The organism is Micromonospora sediminimaris (assembly GCF_016863575.1).
Lineage (GTDB): Bacteria > Actinomycetota > Actinomycetes > Mycobacteriales > Micromonosporaceae > Micromonospora > Micromonospora sediminimaris.
The window spans coordinates 44909-62639 of record NZ_BOPD01000038.1; the positions used below are offsets into that span (position 1 = coordinate 44909).

Consider the following 17731-nt stretch of genomic DNA (forward strand, 5'->3'; position numbering starts at 1 on the left):
CCACGCCCCGTCATCGATCGACGTCCTCCTGGACTGGGCCGACCAGCATCTGGGCGCGATCGAGGCGGCGCGCCGGGCGTACGACGCCGCCGCTTCGACCACCTGAAGCGCGGGCCCGTCGGGTACGGCGCGACGTCGACCGGTGGCCGGGCCGGGTCCGGTCTCCGATCAGGTGATCGGCGCGGGTAGCGTGAGGCGATGGAGGGCGCGGGGCCACGACGCGGCGCGGACCAGAACGTCGTGCGCGAGGTGAACCGGTCGCTCGTGCTCGCTGCCCTCAGGGCGGGCGGACGGATCTCGAGAGCCGGCATCGCGCGGGTCACCACGTTGGCCAAGCCGACCGTTTCCGCGATCGTCGACGAGTTGATCGCCGACGGCCTGGTCCGGGAGGTGGGCCGAGGGGCCACCTCGGTCGGTGGCGGCCGGCCGCCGATCCTGCTGGAGTTCAACGCCGCCTCGCATCTCGTCGTCGGCGCGCACATCGGCGCCCGGCGTACCACGGTGGCGGTCAGCGATGCCGACGGGCACGAGCTGGGGCGTCGTGAGTTCGACACGCCGACAGGCACGCCCGAGGCGGTGCTGCGGGAGGTCGCGGCGCAGGCGGCGGGCGTCGTCGGGGCGGCGGTGCCGGACGGCCGAATCGCCGCGGTCGGTGTGGTGCTGCCCGGGCTCACCGACTTCCACCGCGGTGTCTGCCTGCTGGCGCCGAACCTCGGGTGGCGCGACGTACCCGTCGGCGAGGTGTTGACCGCCATCCTCGGCGTGCCGGTCTACCTGCACAACGCCGGTCAGGCGGCGGCGGTCGCGGAGCATCTCGAAGGCGTCGGCGCCAAGGTCGGGGACCTGGCGTTGCTGTACGTGGGTACCGGCCTGTCGGTGGCGGTGCTCTGCGCCGGCCAGGTGCTCTACGGCGCCGGTGGCACGGCCGGCGAGATCGGACACTGCCGGATGCCGGGCGGTACCGTGCCGTGCAACTGCGGCAACGTGGGCTGCCTGGAGACGCTGGCGTCCGGGCCGGCGCTGGTCCGGCTCGCGCGGGAGGCGCTCGCGGCCGGCCGGGCGTCGGTGCTGAACGGCGGGTTCGACGTACGGGACGTGGCTGCCGCGGCCCGCTGCGGTGACGCCGTGGCGACCGAGGCGGTGGCGGAGGTGGGCCGCAACCTGGGCCTGGCCGCGTCGTGGGTCATCAACGCGTACAACCCGGCGATGCTGGTTCTCGGTGGCGGCCTCGCCGCGATCTCCGATCTGCTGCTGCCCCACCTCCGGGCGACGACGACGCAGTACGCGCTCGGTCCCGCCCGACGTGCTGTGGAGATCCAGGTTTCCACTCTCGGTCGGGACGCGGAGGTACGCGGTGCGGTGCTGCTCGCGTTGCAGCACTCCACGACGTACGACCGGGTGGTTCTCCGGTCGTGAGGTCGCGGACCGGCAGCGTCCCGACCACTTAGGAAGGGCATTGAACTAACTGGCTCCCAGCCGTAGAGTCGGCCGCGACAACATCGCCCGAGTGCCTCGACACACCGGCACCGGACCCTGTGGAGCGTGCGATGACACTGGTAGCCGGCGTCGACTCATCCACCCAGTCGACGAAGGTGGTGGTGTGCGACGCGGACACCGGCGAGGTGCTCCGCGAGGGCCGTGCCCCGCACCCCGACGGGACGGAGGTCGACCCGCACCTGTGGTGGGCCGCCTTCGAGCGGGCCAGCGCCGGGCTGCTGGACGGCGTGGCCGCGATCGGCGTCGGCGGGCAGCAGCAGGGCATGATCTGCCTCGACGAGGCTGGCGAGGTGGTGCGTCCCGCCTTGCTGTGGAACGACACCCGCTCGGCGCGCGCCGCGGTCGACCTCACCGGCGAATTCGGTGGCCCGCAGGCGTGGGCCGACGCGGTCGGGCTGGTGCCGGTGGCCAGCTTCACGGTCACCAAACTGCGCTGGTTCGCTCGCGCCGAGCCGGAACTCGCGGCCCGGACCAGCACGGTGCTGTTGCCGCACGACTGGCTCACCCATCGATTGCGCGCTGGCGGGGGAGAGCCGACGACGGATCGCGGTGAGGCCTCCGGCACCGGGTACTGGTCACCGGCGACCGGGGAGTACCGGCGGGACCTGGTGCGGCTCGCCTTCGGCCGGGACGTGGCACTGCCCCGGGTCGCCGGCCCTGCCGAGACGGTAGGCGAGACCGCGTCCGGTGCGATACTCGCCGCCGGCACCGGCGACACCATGGGCGCGGCACTCGGCGTCGGCCTGGGACCCGGCGACGTGGTGGTGTCGCTGGGCACCTCGGGATGCGCGTTCGGGCTGAGTGAGGTCCCGACCGCCGACCCGAGCGGGTTGGTGGCCGGCTACGCCGACGCGACAGGTCGGTTCCTGCCGCTGGTGTGCACGCTCAACGCGGCAAGGGTGCTGGTCGCGGTCGCCGATCTGCTGGGCCGGTCGCTGGCCGAACTCGACGAGTTGGCGCTCTCGGCACCGCCCGGCGCTGACGGATTGACGCTCCTGCCGTACCTGGACGGGGAGCGCACCCCGAACCTGCCTGACGCCCGCGGTCTGCTCGCCGGGCTGACCCGCGCGAACGCGTCGGCGGCGAATCTGGCGCGGGCCGCCGTGGAGGGCATGCTCGGCGGTCTCGCCGACGCCCTCGACGCCCTCCGCGCCCAGGGCATCCCGGTCGTCCGGGTGCTGCTGGTCGGCGGCGCGGCCCGGTCGCGTGCGGTGCGGGCGGTCGCGCCGGCGTTGTTCGGCGCACCGGTGAGCGTGCCGCGCCCTGGCGAGTACGTCGCGCTCGGCGCGGCACGTCAGGCGGCCTGGGCGTTGGCCGGTGGAGCCGAACCGCCACAGTGGCCGGTCGCTGCCGACGAGGTGGCCGCCGCCGGCACCCCGGACGTACACGAGCGCTACGTCGACGTCCGTCAGCGGGCGCTCCCACTGCTCGCGGCGACGGAGGGCTGAGCGCTATTGCCAAAGATGTGCAGATGCATTTAGCTTGCATCTGTGGCCATCTCGTGGATTCGCGCCGCCGTCGGCTTGCCCGTTGCCCTCTCCGTGGCGCTCGTCAGCGGTTGCGGTGGCCCGCCCCGGGACGATCGTGCGCTGGGTGGCACCAGCATCGTCATCGGCGCGGCGTCGGAACCGGACAACCTCAACCCGGTACTCGGCTACGCACCCAACGGGGCGAGCAAGCTGTTCGACGGCCTGGTGGACCGGGACGCCGACCTGACCCTGCGGCCGGCACTGGCAGCGGAGCTGCCCCGGGTCTCCACTGACGGCCTGACCTGGACCGCGGATCTGCGGCCCGGCGTCACCTTCTCCGACGGTCAGCCGGTCACCGCCGAGGACGTGGTCTTCACCTACGAGGCGGTGGTGGCGCCCGCGTCGCAGTCGCCCATCGCCGCGGACTACGAGGCGCTGGAATCGGTGCGCGCCGTCGACACCGACACTGTCGAGTTCCGGCTCAGGTACCCGTACCAGCCGTGGGCGCAGCGGCTGGCCCTGGGCATCGTGCCCAAGCAGGCGCTGGCCGGGCAGGACATCCGCACGGCGCCGTTCAACCGGAACCCGGTCGGCACCGGTCCCTATCGGTTGGTGGACTGGCGGGCCGGCGAACGGATGGTGCTGACGGCAAACCCCGACCACTACCGGGGCGCCCCGCAGGTCACCGACGTGACGATCGTGTTCGCCGCCGACGACAACGTACGCGCGCAGCGGATGGCCGCCGGCGAGTTCGACGCCGCCGCGTTGCCGCCGAAGCTCGCCAGGACCTACGAAGGCCGGCCCGGCTACCGGGTCGTCTCCAGCCGTAGCGCTGACTACCGTGGCATCGGGCTGCCCGTCGACCTGCCGATCACCGCGACGGCGCAGACCCGTCGCGCCGTCAACCTCGCCATCGACCGGCAGGCCATGGTGGACACCATCCTCGCCGGCCAGGGCACGCCGGCGAGCAGCCCGGTCGCGCCCGCGCTGGCGCAGTGGCACGTACCGAGCACGGCGTTCGCGTTCGACCGGGCGCAGGCCGCACGACTGCTCGACGAGGCCGGGTGGCGGCCGGGCCCGGACGGCGTACGGGTCAAGGACGGCGTGCGGGCCGAGTTGCCGGTCCTGTATCCCGGCGACGACGTGCTGCGCAAGGAGTTGGCGGTGGCTGCGGCCAGCAACATTTCCGAGATCGGTGTCGAGGCCCGGGCGGAGAGCGCCACCTTCGAGCAGATGTTGCAACGGCGCACCGGCACCGCCGGACTCTGGGGCGGCGGCGACCCCTACGACCCGGACAGCGCCGCCTACACCCTGCTGCACTCGAAGTACGCCGACACCGGCGGCTATGTGAACATGACCCGCTACCGCAATGCTGAGGTGGACGCCGCGCTGGATCGCGGCCGGCAAGCCGGCGACACCGACGCACGCGTCGCGGCCTACCACGACTTCCAGCGCGCCTACGCCGACGATCCGGGTTGGGCGTTCCTGGTCTTCCTGAACCACACGTACGTGTTGCGGGAGGGCTGGACGGGTCTGCGTGACCAGGTGGAGCCGCACGACCATGGTCTGATCCACGGGCCTTGGTGGAACCTGGAGGAGTGGACTCCGGCCGCGGCGGCGGTCCGGTGACGGTCGCCGAGCCGACGAGCGCACCGCCGCGCCGGTCGCTGGCCGGGGCGCTGGGTCGGCTGGTCCTGCGCCGGCTGCTGCTCGCCGTCCCGGTGTTGGCCGCGGTCAGCGCCACCATCTTCGTCCTCGGCAAGGCATCGCCGTTCGACCCCGTCGCCTCGTACTTCGGTGTGCGGATTCTGCGTGCCTCCCCGGAGCAGGTGGCGCAGATCCGGCGGGACTGGGGCGCGGACGACCCGGCGCTGGTGCAGTACGGTCGGTGGCTGAAACACCTGCTCAGCGGCGACCTCGGCGACTCCCGCACGTTCGGGTTGCCGGTCGCCACCCTCATCGGTGACCGACTCGGCTGGTCCGCGCTACTGGCCGGCACGGGTCTGCTGCTGGCGTTGGCACTGGCACTGCTCGCCGGCACGGCGGCCGCGTGGCACCGGGGCGGGTGGTTCGACCGGGCGGTCTCCTCGGTGGCCTACACGCTGGAGGCGACGCCGGTGTTCTGGCTGGCGCTGGGCGCCCTGTCGCTGTTCGCCGTGCGACTGCGCTGGCTGCCGGCGGCTGGGCTGACCGACCCCGGCGCCGACATCTCCGTCGCGCAGGTCGCCGAACATCTGATTCTGCCCGCCGCCGTGCTGGGTGTGGCACAGGCGCCGTGGTTCCTGCTGTTCATCCGCGAGTCGGTGGCGCACGGGCTGACCCAGGACTACGTCCTCGGTGCCCGCGCCCGTGGCCTGGGGGAACGCACGGTGGTGTTGCGCCACGCGTTGCGCACCGGCCTGCTCCCGCTGATCACCCTGGTCGGCGCGCGGGTACCCGAACTGATCACCGGCGCGGTGCTCGTGGAGGCGGTGTTCTCCTGGCCCGGCGTCGCCGCCGCCACCGTCACCGCCGCGACCACCGTCGACTTCGCGCTGCTGGCGGCGCTGACCCTGCTCGGGACCGTCTCGGTGCTCGTGGGGAACCTGCTGGCTGACATCGGCTACTCGATCGCCGATCCCCGGGTGCGTGCCGATGGGTGAGCAGGCTATCGCGCCGCACTGGCGGCCCGCCGCCCGCCGCCGCGCCGGATCCGCCCGGCCCGGTCAGGCGTACCGGCGTCGGGCCCGCCTGCGGCTGGCCGTCTCGGTTGCGGTGCTCGCCACCCTGACCCTCGCGGTCCTGATCGTCCCGCCCATCGTGGACCTCGACCAGCAGAGCGTCGACCTGCGGCAGGCCCTGCTGCCACCGTCGTTCGCCCACCCGTTCGGCACCGACGAGGTCGGTCGAGATGTCCTGCTGCGTTGCGTGTACGGGCTGCGCGTCTCCTTCATCGTCGGGCTGGTCGCTGCTGCGGTGTCCACCGTCATCGGCGTCGCCGTCGGCGCGGTGGCCGGTGCCTTCGGCGGCTGGGTCGATCGCGTCCTGATGCGCGGCGTAGACGCGGTCGCCTCCGTACCGCATCTGCTGCTGGGTATCTTCATCGTGGCGATGTTCCAGCCCGGCCTGGTGCCGGTCATCGCGTCGATCGGGCTCACCCACTGGCTCGGCACCGCCCGCATCGTCCGATCGGAGATCCTGTCCCTGCGGGAACGACCGTTCGTCGACGCCGCGGTTGTCGGCGGTGCCTCCCGCTGGTACGTCATCCGGCGACACCTGCTGCCCAACGTCGCCGGGCATGCCGCCCTCGCCGCGACCCTCGTCGTGCCGCACGCGATCTGGCATGAGACCGCGCTGTCGTTTATCGGCCTCGGACTGCCGGCCCACCTGGCCAGTCTCGGCAACATGCTCAACGACGGTCAGCAGTCCCTGCTCACCGGCGGCTGGTGGAACTCCTTCTTCCCTGGGCTGCTGCTGGTGGCGGCCGCGCTGGCCATCGCGGGGCTCGCCGGTTACGCCCGCGAGCGCACTGACCCGTATCGAAGTTCGGAGATGATCCGGTGACGGTCCTCGTCGACGTACGTGATCTGTCGGTGCGCTTCCGGCTGCCGCGCGGGACCACCGTGCGGGCGGTGAGCGGCGCGTCCTTCCAACTGCGGGCCGGGCGTTGCCTCGCGCTGGTCGGCGAGAGCGGCTGCGGCAAGTCCGTCCTGGTGGGTGCCCTGCTCGGTCTGCTGCCCGGCAACGCCGAGGTGGCCGGCACCGCTGCGCTTACCGACGGCGTCGGTCGGGTGGACCTGCTCACCGCCCCGGAACCGGTGCTGGCCCGGCAGATCCGTGGCCGGCGCATCGGTCTCGTGCCCCAGTCACCGACCGCGCACCTGACCCCCGTGCACACGGTGCGCCGTCACCTCACCGAAACCCTGGCCACACTGCGGCCGACGATCGGGCGGCCAACCCGGCGACGGCGACGGGCGGCGGACCTGGCCGCCGTCGAGGCCGGGGCACGGGTCGGCCTGCCCGCGAGCGCCCTGGATCACTACCCGCACGAGCTTTCCGGCGGCATGGCGCAACGTGCCGTCACCGCCCTCGCCCTGGCCGGCGATCCTGAGGTCCTGCTCGCTGACGAGCCCACCACCGGCCTGGACGCGCCTCTGGCCAGGCGGACGCTGGACGAGTTGCGGCATCTCGTCGACCTCGGGCATGCGGTTCTGTTGATCACTCACGACCTGGACGCCGCCGCCCGCATCGCCGACGACATCGCGGTCATGTACGCCAGCCGCATCGTCGAGACCGGGCCCGTCGAGACGGTGCTGCATCGGCCTCGGCACCCGTACACCGCTGGTCTGCTGGCCGCCCTGCCGCGCAACGGCTTTCACCCGATCCCTGGCCTGCCACCGCAGCTCGACTCGCTACCGGACGGCTGCGCGTTCGAGCCGCGCTGCCAGCGTGCCGGCGCCGAGTGTGCGCAGGTGCCGCTGGCGGCGACCGACGGTGGGCACCTGGTCGCCTGTCACCGGCCATGCTGACCGCTCACGGGATCACCGCCGGCTGGACGCCGGGTCGGCCCGTCGTCCGAGGGGTCGACGTCGACCTCGAACCTGGCGAGGTGCTGGGGTTGCAGGGCCCGAGCGGCTGCGGCAAGTCCACCCTCGCCCGGGTGCTCGCCCTGTTGCACCGGCCCACGGCCGGTGTGGTGCGTATCGACGGCGATTCGGTGAGCGGACACCGGTACGCCGTTCCACGCGAGCTGAGAACCCGGATCGGCGTGCTGTTCCAGCGGCCGAGGATCTCCGTCGACCCCCGCCTGACGCTGCGTCAGATCATTGTGGAACCGCTGCGAGCCAACGGCCGGCGCGCCGAGGCGACCCAGCGGCTGTCCGAGCTGGCCGGGGCCGTCGGACTCACCGAGGACCTGCTCGACCGCCGTCCGCACGCGGTGAGCGACGGGCAGCTGCAGCGGGCCTGTCTCGCTCGTGCTCTCGCGTTGCGGCCCAGGTATCTGATCTGCGACGAGATGACCGCCATGCTGGACGCTTCCACCACCGCTGCTCTCGTCCACGTGTTGAACGCGTACCGGGATCGGGAGGGCGCCGGAATCCTCGCCATCAGTCATGACGACGACCTGCTCGCTTATTGGACTGACCGCGTTCACCGGCTGCACGACCAACATTGACATTGCCGTCATCCCGCGTGATGTCGGGCGATTCTACTATACATGCCGCCGCAACTTGCTCACCATGTCATGATTCTGAAAGGTGGCTGGGGTATTAATTCTGCACATCCGTGACAAGGTGTTCGATGAATGTCTCGTCGAATGTCACACAGCATTGATCATGGGCTCGTCCAATGCACTCTGACCTGCGTATTCTTGGTTCCTGTAGGCTGCATTGACAGACTTGGTGGTCGCCGCTACTGTTTGCGACGGAGCCGTTGCGGTGTCGTGAGAGCCTCCGGCGGTCGCAGTATGTCCCTAGTCCGGGGGGAATTGTTGGACATCCGCGAAATGCCACGTAAACATCAACCGAGGTCTTTTGCCCAAACCGATATCGCGACAGATTTGACACCTTCCTGGTGGGGTAGAGTCGGCGTTGGCACTGCCATGGGGCACCATGGCGAGTTGCTTCAAGGCGTTTTCCACGACAAATACGGTAACCCTCGTCGTGGTCTGGTCACGATGCCGGTCGTCGACCTGAAAACGGTGGCGATATTCCGAGGAAAGGCCGGCTCCGGTCCGGTGCGGATCACGGTTGAGCCGGGCAGTAAGGACAAGGCCCGTCGGGCCGCCGAGCTCGCCGTCGACTACTGCGCTCAGCGCTCCGGGAGCCCTGCCGTGCACGGGCACCTGGTGAATCACACGGCGGTTATGAGCGGTCTGGGCCTGGGCGCGTCCACAAGCGACGTGGTCGCCAGCATCCGTGCCGTGGCCGACTGGTACCGGTTGTCCCTGCAACCGGCGGAGATCGCCCGACTGAGCGTACTCGCCGAGCGCGCCTCCGACTCCATCATGATCGAGGACCGGACCGTGCTCTTCGCACAGCGCGAAGGGGTGGTGCTGGAGGACTTCACCACCCCGCTGCCGCCGGTGATCGTCGTCGGCTGTGTGGCCGGTCCCGACCTCAGCGTCGACACGTTGACGCTCACGCCCGCCGAGTACGACCCGGACGAGTTGATTCGACTGCAGGTCATGCTCTCGACGTTGCGGCACGGCATCGCCACCGCCGACGTGACGCTGATCGGCGCCGTGGCGACGGCGAGCGCCCGGATGAACCAGCGCTTCCTTCCCAAGCCTGAACTCGAAACGTTGATCGCAATCGGTGAGGCGCACGCCGCCGCCGGAGTGCAGGTCGCGCACAGCGGTTCCGTCGCTGGCCTGATCTTCGATCCGGAGCGTGCGTCCGTCTCGGACGACATCGAGCGCTGTGTCCGGGCCATGAGACATGCCGGCATCACCCATACCGAGGTGTTCTGTTCGCAGCCGGCCAAGACGGGAGGACGGGGATGAGATCCTCAGTGTTCGAGGAGATCACCGCAGGGGTGGAACGACCGCAGATCGTCCGACTGGGACCGAACCTCTTCGGCGTCGTGTTCACGCTGATGAAGATGATCCCGGCACGCTACATCCTGCGGCAGGCTGTCGCGCGCGGCGACATCGGTCCCGACACGCTCATCGTGGAGACCACCTCGGGTACCTTCGGACTCGCCCTGGCCATGCAGACCGCGCTGCTGCGCCGACGCCTGATCCTGGTCAGCGACCCGGTGATCGATGACGAACTGCACCGGCGACTGACCGACCTCGGCGCGACCGTGGAGATCGTCCGGCACATGGCCGCGAGCGGTGGCTACCAGGGGGCGCGGCTGGAGCGGCTCGCGGAGATCCGTGCCGAACACGAAGACTCGTTCTGCCCCGAGCAGTACGCGAACCCGGACAACCCCCGCTCCTACTCCCTGGTGGCCGAGCTGCTCAGCGAAGCCCTGCCCCAGGTCGACCTGCTGATCGGACCGGTCGGGTCGGGCGGATCCATGTGCGGTACGGCCTCCTTCCTCCGATCGGTCAGTCCCGACCTGCGGCTGATCGGCGTGGACACACACCGCAGTGTGCTGTTCGGTCAACCCGACGGAGCGCGATCCCTGCGCGGCCTCGGCAACAGTCTGATCCCGCCGAACCTCGACCACACCGCGTTCGATCAGGTGCACTGGTGCAGCGCCGGTCAGGCCTACCGGGCCACCCGGAAACTGCACCGCGAGCACGCCGTCTTCCAGGGGCCGACCAGCGGCGCGGCCTTTCTCGTGGCCGAGCGGGCGGCGATGACGAACCCCGACGCGGTGACCGTGGTCATGCTGCCCGACCAGGGCTACCGCTACCAGTCCACCGTCTACGACGACCGGTGGCTCGCCGAGCAGGGGCACCTGGCCGACTCGACCGAGGACCGGCCGGTGGAGACTAGCCACCCCCTTGCCAAGCACGCGGAGTGGTCCTGGTTCAACTGGGGACGACGGAGCCTGCACGAGGTCCTCGAACATCGCGGCACCGCAAGCGTGGCGGCGCGATGAGCGACACGGGCCGGATCAAGGAGCCCATCGGCCTGCGGACGCAGCGGCAGATCTACGGTGAGCCGACGCCGGCCGAGATCGCCGAGGAACTCGATCGCACCACCCTGGTGGACCTGGCACACGTGGTCATGCTCAGGGAGCGGCGGCTGATCGATCCCGAGGCGGCGGTCGCGCTGGTGACGCTGATCGAGCAGCTTCGCGACAGCCGCTTCGCCGCCCTCGCCAACGCCCGGATGCCGCGCGGGCTGTATCTGGCCTACGAGCAGTACCTCACCGCGGAACTCGGCGAGGACGTCGGCGGCGTACTGCACACCGGACGTTCCCGCAACGACATGAAGGCCACCATCACCCTGACCCGGCTGCGCGAGTGGCTGCTGTCCTTCCTTCAGGAAACGTCGAGGCTCGTCGCGGTGCTGCTGAGCCGGGGACGTGAGTACCGCGACGTCGTGATGCCGGTGCACACCCACTACCAGGCGGCGATGCCGATCACCTACGGCTACTACCTCACCGGCGTGGCGGCCGGGCTGACCCGGGAGATCGAGTCGGCCTGGGACTCGGCCAGGGGACTACGGCGCTGCCCCATGGGCGCCGGTGCGGTCGCCGGAAGCGACCTGCCGATCGATCCGGCCCGGGTCGCCGCGCTGCTGGGATTCGAGGAACCACCGGTGCACGCCCTGGACGCCATCGCCAGCCGGGACGTCTCGCTGCGACTGCTGGCGGACGCCACCGGCGTAGCCGTCGTGCTGAGCAGGCTCGGCACCGACCTGCAGCTGTGGAGTACCGAGGAGTTCGGCTTCATCCAGTTTCCCGACCGTCTCGTCGGCGGCAGTTCGGCGATGCCGCAGAAGCGCAACGCCTTCCTACTCGAACATGTCACGGCCGCCGTGGGGAGGGTGAGTTCGTCCTGGGTGGGCGCGGTCACCGCGATGAAGGGCGCACCCTTCACCAACTCGATCGAGGTCGGCACCGAGGCGGTCGGACTCGCCTGGCCGGGTCTGCGAGCCGCCACCGACGTCGTACAGCTCGGTCAGGTTCTGGTCAGCGGCGCCCGACCACGTCCCGGCCGGATGCGACAGCGGGCGGTGGAGGGGATCACCACGGCCACGGCGGTGGCCAACCGACTGGTCCAGGACGGCATGCCCTTCCGGGTCGCGCACCACACCGTCGGTGCGGCCATCCGGGAGCAGCTGGCCGAGGCCGGCGGCGAGCCGACCGGCATCGACTGGGTGGCGCAGCGATTCCCGGCGGCCGCCAAGGTCGCCGACCCGGCGATCGCGGCGAGCCTCACCGACGCCGGCGGCGGCCCCGGTGACTGGCAGCGCGGGTACGACGACGTGTACGGCAGGTTGCGGGTCGTCCGCGACCGGAGTCAGCGGGAGTTGGCGCGGCTGACCGCCGCCCGTGCCGAGCTGAACAGCGCCGTCCGTGAGCTGCGGCACGGCAGGACCACGGCCAATCAGCAGAAGGAGGATCGGTGGACGCCTCGGGGGTGATGGTGTTCGTGGAGAGCAACACCACGGGGACCGGTCGGCTCTACTGCCGGGCAGCTCGGCACCGAGGACTACGTCCGGTCATGCTCGCCCGCGATCCGTCCCGTTATCCGTACCTCGCCCAGGACGGGATCGATTCGCTCGTCCTCGACACCGGTGACGCCGAGACGGTCGCGCGGGCCTGCCAGCAGCTGGGGCCGGTCGCGGGCGTCACCTCCAGCTCCGAGTACTTCGTCCCGGTCGCCGCCCGGGCGGCACTGCGGGTGGGTCTCGCCGGCCCCGATCCCGTTGCCGTCGAGCAGGCCCGCGACAAGGGGTTGCAACGGGAGGCGCTGCTGGCAGCGGGCGTATCCGTGCCTGACTTCCGCGTGATCCGTACGCCGGCCGAGGCGACGTCGGTCGCGGTCGAACTCGGCTGTCCGTTGGTGGTGAAGCCGGTGCGGGGCTCGGGCTCGGTGGGGGTGCGGCTGTGCCGTACCAGCCGGGAGGTAGTCGAGCACGCGACCCGGTTGCTCGCCACCAGGGTCAACGAGCGGGGTCTGCCCGTTGAGCCGAGAGTCCTCATCGAGCGCTTCGTCAGCGGGCCCGAGTTCTCCGCGGAGTTCTTCGACGGTGAGCTGGTGGGCCTGACCGCCAAGCAGCTCGGCCCGCCACCACACTTCGTCGAGACCGGGCACGACTTTCCCGCGGAGCTTGAGCCGACGGCTGCTGCCGCGCTTACCGAATGCGCGCGATCCGCGTTGCAGGCGCTCGGCCTGACCTGGGGGGCGACGCACACCGAGCTGCGGTTGAGTCCCGACGGACCGATGATCATCGAGGTGAACCCACGCCTGGCCGGCGGCTTGATCCCCGAGCTGGTACGCGCGGCCCTCGGCATCGACCTGGTGGACTGCGTCATCGCGCGGGCAAGCGGCGACCTGCCCAAACTACGTCCACTGCGCAACGCGCACGCCGCGATCCGATTCCTCATCGCGCCGGGCGACGGGGAGATAGCCGAGGTCGACGGGGTCGAGCCGGCGGAACGGACCGCGGCGGTCCGCGCCGTCAACATCGGCGTGGCGGTCGGGGATCGCGTCACGGTGACCGGGGCGTTCACCGACCGGATCGGCTCGGTCATCGCCGCTGCCGACACCGGTCCGGAGGCCGCCCGGCAGGCCGAGACGGCGCTGGGTCGACTGACCGTACGGCTCGCAGACCACGCGGAGAACGGAATGGCCGGCAAATGATCGAGTTGCGTAGTGACACCTTCACCGTGCCCGACGCGACCATGCGACACGCCATCGCCGAGGCCGCCGTCGGAGACGACGTCTACGGTGAGGACCCGACCGTGCGGGCGCTGGAGCGGCGGGCGGCGGCGCTGACCGGGCATCAGGCGGCGGTGTTCACCCCCAGCGGCACCATGGCCAACCTCTGCTCGGTCATGGCCCAGGCGGACCGTGGGCGGGCGGTGATCGTCGGTGACCGCAGCGACCTGTACCTCTTCGAGGCCGGCGGACCGTCGGTGCTCGGTGGCACCGTGTTGCGCCCGGTGCCGAACCTGCCGGACGGCACGCTCGACCCGCGTCGGTTGACCGAGGAGCTGACCGTCGACCGGCAGGATCCGCAGTTCGCGCTGCCCGCACTGCTCTGCGTGGAGAACACCCACAACATGGCCGGGGGCGTGCCACTGGACCTGGGATACCTCAAGCACCTGCGGGATCTCAGCGGGGAACACGGCATCCGGCTGCACCTGGACGGTGCGCGGGTCTTCAACGCCGCGGTCGCCCTCGGCGTACCGGTAGGCGAGATCACCAGCCTCGCCGACTCGGCGCAGTTCTGTCTGTCGAAGGGGCTGGGCGCGCCGGTCGGCTCGCTGCTGGTGGGTAGCGCGGAGGTGATCGAACGGGCCCAACGGATCCGCAAGATGCTCGGCGGTGGCATGCGCCAGGCCGGTCTGCTCGCGGCGGCCGGTCTCATCGCGCTCGACGATGTCGAGCAGCGGCTGCGGCGCGATCATGAGCACGCGGCCATCTTCGCCGAGTTGCTCATGGCCTCCGACGCGCTGGAACTGCGTGGCGGAGCACCCCGTACCAACATCGTCTTCTTCCGGGCCGCCGGCGTCGAGAGCCAAACCTCGTTCCTGCGGCACTGCGCCGACGGGGGAGTTCGCCTCCTCGAACTCGAAGCCGGCTGGGTGCGGGCGGTCTTCCACGGCGGCGTCAGCGGGGCGGACGCGCGACGCGCGGCCCACGTCATCCGTACCGCCGCCGAACGCCTCCCGCGCTGACAGACCCCGCTCCGACCGCCGCCGTCCGTGGCAGGAAGGCCGAGATGAGTAGCCTCCCCGAGTTCCCTTCGATCCCCGCCGCGCTGAGCCACTGGGCACAGCGGCGTCCGGACGCTGTCGCGTTCACGTTCGTCCAGGCCGGCGGGGCGATCGAGCAGGTGACCTACGCGCAGCTTGAGGAGAACGCGCTACGGGTCGCGTTGTCGCTGCGGGAATCGACCCGGCCCGGCGACCGTGCCCTGCTGATCCTGCCACCCGGTCTCGACTTCCTGACCGCGTTCCTCGGCTGCCTGCACAGCGGTGTCGTCGCGGTGCCGCTCTACCCGCCCCGGCCGGGGGCGCGGCTCGATCGGATCGAGAGCGTCGTGCGCAGCTGCCAACCGGCGCACGCGGTCACCACGGATCTCTTCGTCGAGCAGTTGACCGCCTTCTTCGGTGGGAACGCGACCGCCTCGATGCGGATCCATCCGTTCAAGTCACTCCTGCACGATGAGCCCGGCAGCGCGGGGGTGGCTGCCGTCAGGCCCGGGCCCGGCGGCGAGGATCTGGCCTTCCTGCAGTACACCTCCGGCTCGACAGGCCAGCCCAAGGGCGTGATGGTCAGCCACCGCAACCTCGTGCAGAACGAGGAGGCGATCGCCGAGGGCTTCGGCATCCGCCCCGACGACACCGTCCTCAGCTGGCTGCCGATGTACCACGACATGGGGCTGATCGGTACCGCCCTGTTGCCCGTCTACCGGGGCATTCCCTCGGTGCTGCTGGACACCTTCGCGTTCGTGCACGATCCGATGCTGTGGCCGCTGGCCGTGGACCGCTTCGGCGCCACCTGCTCCGGTGGCCCGAACTTCGCCTACCAGTTGCTCGTCGAACGGTACGACCGGGCCCGGCTCACCGACATCGACCTGAGCCGGTGGCGGATCGCGTTCAACGGCGCCGAGCCCGTGCGCGCGGAGACGATGCGGGACTTCGCGACGTGCTACGGCGTGCACGGTTTCGACCGCGACGCCTTCTTCCCCTGTTACGGGCTGGCCGAAGCCACTCTCTTCGTCGCCGGAGCCGAACCGGGAACGGGGTACCGGTCCCGACAGGTCAGCCGCCGGGAACTGGAGCGCGGCCGGCTGGTCGAGCTGCCGGAGGAGACAAGCGAGGCCGGCACGAGCCTCGTCTCGTCGGGGCGACCGGCCCGGCACACCGAGATCGTCATTCGCGGCGGTGACGACGACCGGGTCCTGCCCGACGGGGAGATCGGGGAGATCTGTGTGCGGGGGCCGGGCGTGGCCCAGGGGTACTGGGACGATGCGACGGCCACCCGACAGACCTTCCACGCCGACGTTCCTGGTCGCGAGGGGCGCTATCTTCGGACCGGGGACCTCGGCTTCACCTGGCAGGGCGAGTTGTACCCGGTCAGCCGCAGCAAGGACCTGCTGATCGTCGCCGGGCGGAACTTCTACCCGCACGACGTCGAGACCGTCGCGCTGACCGCCTGCGCCGACCTGCGCGGCGGTGCCGCAGCCGCATTCCAGCCGGATCCCGACGCCCCGCCGGTGACCCTGGTGGCCGAGGTGGCCCGGGCGTCCCTGGCCCGCCTGCGCGACCCGGCTGCGGCGGCCGCGGTGCGGACGGAGGTGCTGCGCGCCGTCGGTGTCGAGTGTGACCTCCAACTGGCCGAGGTGGTGCTGGTCTACCCGGGCTCCCTGCCCAAGACGTCGAGCGGAAAGATCCGGCGGAGCGAGACCCGAGCCCGCCATCTCACCGGCCGGCTGCGGGTGCTGGGGCACTCGGAGAATCCACAGCCGCGTCCGGCACCGCCCACCGCCGACCAGCTCGACGCGCTACACCGTCGCGACCGGGACACGCGGCGGCAGCTGGTGCGTCAACTGCTGGCCGCGCTGGTCAGCGCCGCGGGGCAGCAGCTGACGGTGCAGGACTGGTCCCGGCCGCTGGCCGCACTCGGGCTCGACTCGCTGCGTACCGCCACCGTGAAGGTACGGTGCGAACAGCAGCTCGGCCGCTCCCTGGACAGTCGACTCTTCACCAGCGACCGCTCCCTCGAAGAGATCGCCGAAGCGGTGGTGGTGTTGACCGGGCAGCCCCCGGAGCCCGCGCAGCCGGAGCCGACGACCGGATCTCCGGATCGGGTCGCGCCGGCCACCGACGGCCAGGTGCAGATGCAGTTCTATGACGAGTTCCATCCGCAGGACACGGCGAACAACCTGACCAGCGCCGTCCGCCTGTCCCGTGGGTACGACCCCGACCTGCTGCGCGCCGCGGTGTCGGCGGCCGTGGCCCGGCACCCGGCGCTGCGCACGGTGCTCGGGTCGCCCGGCAGCGGGACGCAGATCGTGCGGGACAGCCCTCAGCTCGACTGGTCGCAGGTGGCGCTCACCGATATCGACGAGTCGGTCGACTCCTTCCTGCGGGAGGTCGCCGACCGGCGGTTCTGTCTCACCGAAGGTCCGCTGGTCCGGGCCGCCGCCGTGTTGACGCCGGAGACCACCGTCTTCATGCTCGTCTGCCACCATGCGATCGTCGACCACTGGTCGTTGCGGGTGATCTTCATGGAGATCCTGGCGGAGTTGCCCGGGGTGCGCCTGGGCGGAGAGCTTCCCGCCACCGACCGGGGCGACTACGTGCAGCGGCAGCGGTGGTTGTCCGCGTCAACCGACGACGAGTCGGCCCGGCGCCGGCTCACCGCACTTGCCGAGCGGTGGCACCCACTGCGCGATCACCTGCTCTTCCCGGCCGTCCGGACGGGAGGCACTCCGGGCCGGAACCCCGCCGCGACCATCGATTTCGAGGTGGACGGGGCCGACCGCCTCTACCAGCGGGCCCAGCTCCGTGGGCACACGCCGTTCGTCAGCCTCGTCGCGGCGTACCTGAGGGCGCTGCATCGGACGACCGGCGAACAGCGGATCGTGATCGGCACGCCACACCATGGCCGGGACGACTGGCGCTTCGCCGACACGGTCGGCTACCTGGTCAACATGCTGCCCCTGGCCGGCCGGTTCGAGGGCGAGGAGCGCCCGGAACAGATCGAGGACCGCAGCCGGGCCGAACTGCGCGACGCCCTGGCCGACGCTGATCTGCCGTTCGCCCGGCTGGTCAAGGCGCTCAGCCCGGAACGGCACGGGCAGACACCCCTGTTCCAGGCCACGTTCACCTTTCAGCAGTCGACGGACGGGCTGCTCGACGATGGTTTCTCGATCCCGTCCAGCGGATGCCGCCAGCGGCTCGGAGAGGTCGAGGTGTCGGTGGTGGACGTACCTCCCCGGGATGTCGCCTTCACCGTCAGCCTGTACGGCACCCGGCACGCCGACCGCCTGACGTTCCGTCTGGTCTACCAGCGGGAGCGGATCGACGCCGCCACCGCAGCCCGGATCGTGGCGGAGTTCCAGTCGGCCCTCAAGGAGATCGCATCGCCCGGCCCCGCGCCGGCCGTCGAGGAGGCAGGACGATGAACAGCCAGGACATTCCGG

Annotated in this window: 13 protein-coding genes; all 13 read left to right on the plus strand. The window is 71.0% G+C overall.

Annotation, left to right across the window (positions count from 1 at the left end):
- Window positions 1-198 precede the first annotated feature (198 nt).
- Entirely contained in the window at window positions 199-1416 is a 1218-nt protein-coding gene (locus tag Vse01_RS25325; protein ID WP_093408936.1) for an ROK family transcriptional regulator, read from the plus strand.
- A 131-nt stretch (window positions 1417-1547) separates the two neighbouring features.
- The gene (xylB, locus tag Vse01_RS25330) at window positions 1548-2945 is read left to right on the plus strand and encodes a xylulokinase (RefSeq protein ID WP_093408934.1); all 1398 of its coding nucleotides are present in this window, start codon (window positions 1548-1550) and stop codon (window positions 2943-2945) included.
- Window positions 2946-2987: 42 nt separating this feature from the next.
- Complete coding sequence (locus Vse01_RS25335; RefSeq protein WP_198413238.1) at window positions 2988-4595, plus strand: ABC transporter substrate-binding protein; 1608 nt, start codon at window positions 2988-2990, stop codon at window positions 4593-4595.
- A complete protein-coding gene (locus Vse01_RS25340) occupies window positions 4565-5608 on the plus strand; it encodes an ABC transporter permease (RefSeq protein ID WP_232511395.1) in 1044 nt (347 codons plus the stop codon). Before Vse01_RS25335 ends, Vse01_RS25340 begins: the two co-directional genes overlap by 31 nt.
- Complete coding sequence (locus Vse01_RS25345) at window positions 5601-6509, plus strand: ABC transporter permease (RefSeq protein WP_093408931.1); 909 nt, start codon at window positions 5601-5603, stop codon at window positions 6507-6509. The genes Vse01_RS25340 and Vse01_RS25345 overlap by 8 nt, the downstream gene beginning before the upstream one ends.
- The gene (locus Vse01_RS25350) at window positions 6506-7474 is read left to right on the plus strand and encodes an ABC transporter ATP-binding protein (RefSeq protein WP_093408929.1); all 969 of its coding nucleotides are present in this window, start codon (window positions 6506-6508) and stop codon (window positions 7472-7474) included. The genes Vse01_RS25345 and Vse01_RS25350 overlap by 4 nt, the downstream gene beginning before the upstream one ends.
- A complete protein-coding gene (locus tag Vse01_RS25355) occupies window positions 7468-8121 on the plus strand; it encodes an ABC transporter ATP-binding protein (RefSeq protein WP_093408926.1) in 654 nt (217 codons plus the stop codon). The genes Vse01_RS25350 and Vse01_RS25355 overlap by 7 nt, the downstream gene beginning before the upstream one ends.
- A gap of 315 nt (window positions 8122-8436) precedes the next feature.
- Window positions 8437-9450 carry a GHMP family kinase ATP-binding protein gene (locus Vse01_RS25360; protein ID WP_170863570.1) on the plus strand — a complete coding sequence of 338 codons (1014 nt, stop codon included), beginning with the start codon at window positions 8437-8439 and terminating at the stop codon, window positions 9448-9450.
- Window positions 9447-10499, plus strand: coding sequence for a cysteine synthase family protein (locus Vse01_RS25365; protein ID WP_093408921.1), 1053 nt, complete (start codon window positions 9447-9449; stop codon window positions 10497-10499). Before Vse01_RS25360 ends, Vse01_RS25365 begins: the two co-directional genes overlap by 4 nt.
- Window positions 10496-11992, plus strand: a complete 1497-nt coding sequence (locus Vse01_RS25370; protein ID WP_093408919.1) for an argininosuccinate lyase — start codon at window positions 10496-10498, stop codon at window positions 11990-11992. Before Vse01_RS25365 ends, Vse01_RS25370 begins: the two co-directional genes overlap by 4 nt.
- A complete protein-coding gene (locus tag Vse01_RS25375; RefSeq protein ID WP_093408916.1) occupies window positions 11974-13215 on the plus strand; it encodes an ATP-grasp domain-containing protein in 1242 nt (413 codons plus the stop codon). Before Vse01_RS25370 ends, Vse01_RS25375 begins: the two co-directional genes overlap by 19 nt.
- Window positions 13212-14255: a GntG family PLP-dependent aldolase gene (locus Vse01_RS25380; protein ID WP_093408914.1), complete on the plus strand. Its 1044-nt coding sequence runs from the start codon at window positions 13212-13214 to the stop codon at window positions 14253-14255. The genes Vse01_RS25375 and Vse01_RS25380 overlap by 4 nt, the downstream gene beginning before the upstream one ends.
- A gap of 44 nt (window positions 14256-14299) precedes the next feature.
- Entirely contained in the window at window positions 14300-17713 is a 3414-nt protein-coding gene (locus Vse01_RS25385) for an AMP-binding protein (RefSeq protein WP_093408911.1), read from the plus strand.
- Window positions 17714-17731: the final 18 nt, after the last annotated feature.

Coding starts and splice junctions, on each gene's coding strand:
- Vse01_RS25355 (WP_093408926.1), top strand. CDS start 7,468: ATGCTGACCGCTCACGGGATCACCGCCGGCTGGACGCCGGGTCGGCCC.
- Vse01_RS25325 (WP_093408936.1), top strand. CDS start 199: ATGGAGGGCGCGGGGCCACGACGCGGCGCGGACCAGAACGTCGTGCGC.
- Vse01_RS25345 (WP_093408931.1), top strand. CDS start 5,601: ATGGGTGAGCAGGCTATCGCGCCGCACTGGCGGCCCGCCGCCCGCCGC.
- Vse01_RS25365 (WP_093408921.1), top strand. CDS start 9,447: ATGAGATCCTCAGTGTTCGAGGAGATCACCGCAGGGGTGGAACGACCG.
- xylB (WP_093408934.1), top strand. CDS start 1,548: ATGACACTGGTAGCCGGCGTCGACTCATCCACCCAGTCGACGAAGGTG.
- Vse01_RS25385 (WP_093408911.1), top strand. CDS start 14,300: ATGAGTAGCCTCCCCGAGTTCCCTTCGATCCCCGCCGCGCTGAGCCAC.
- Vse01_RS25370 (WP_093408919.1), top strand. CDS start 10,496: ATGAGCGACACGGGCCGGATCAAGGAGCCCATCGGCCTGCGGACGCAG.
- Vse01_RS25380 (WP_093408914.1), top strand. CDS start 13,212: ATGATCGAGTTGCGTAGTGACACCTTCACCGTGCCCGACGCGACCATG.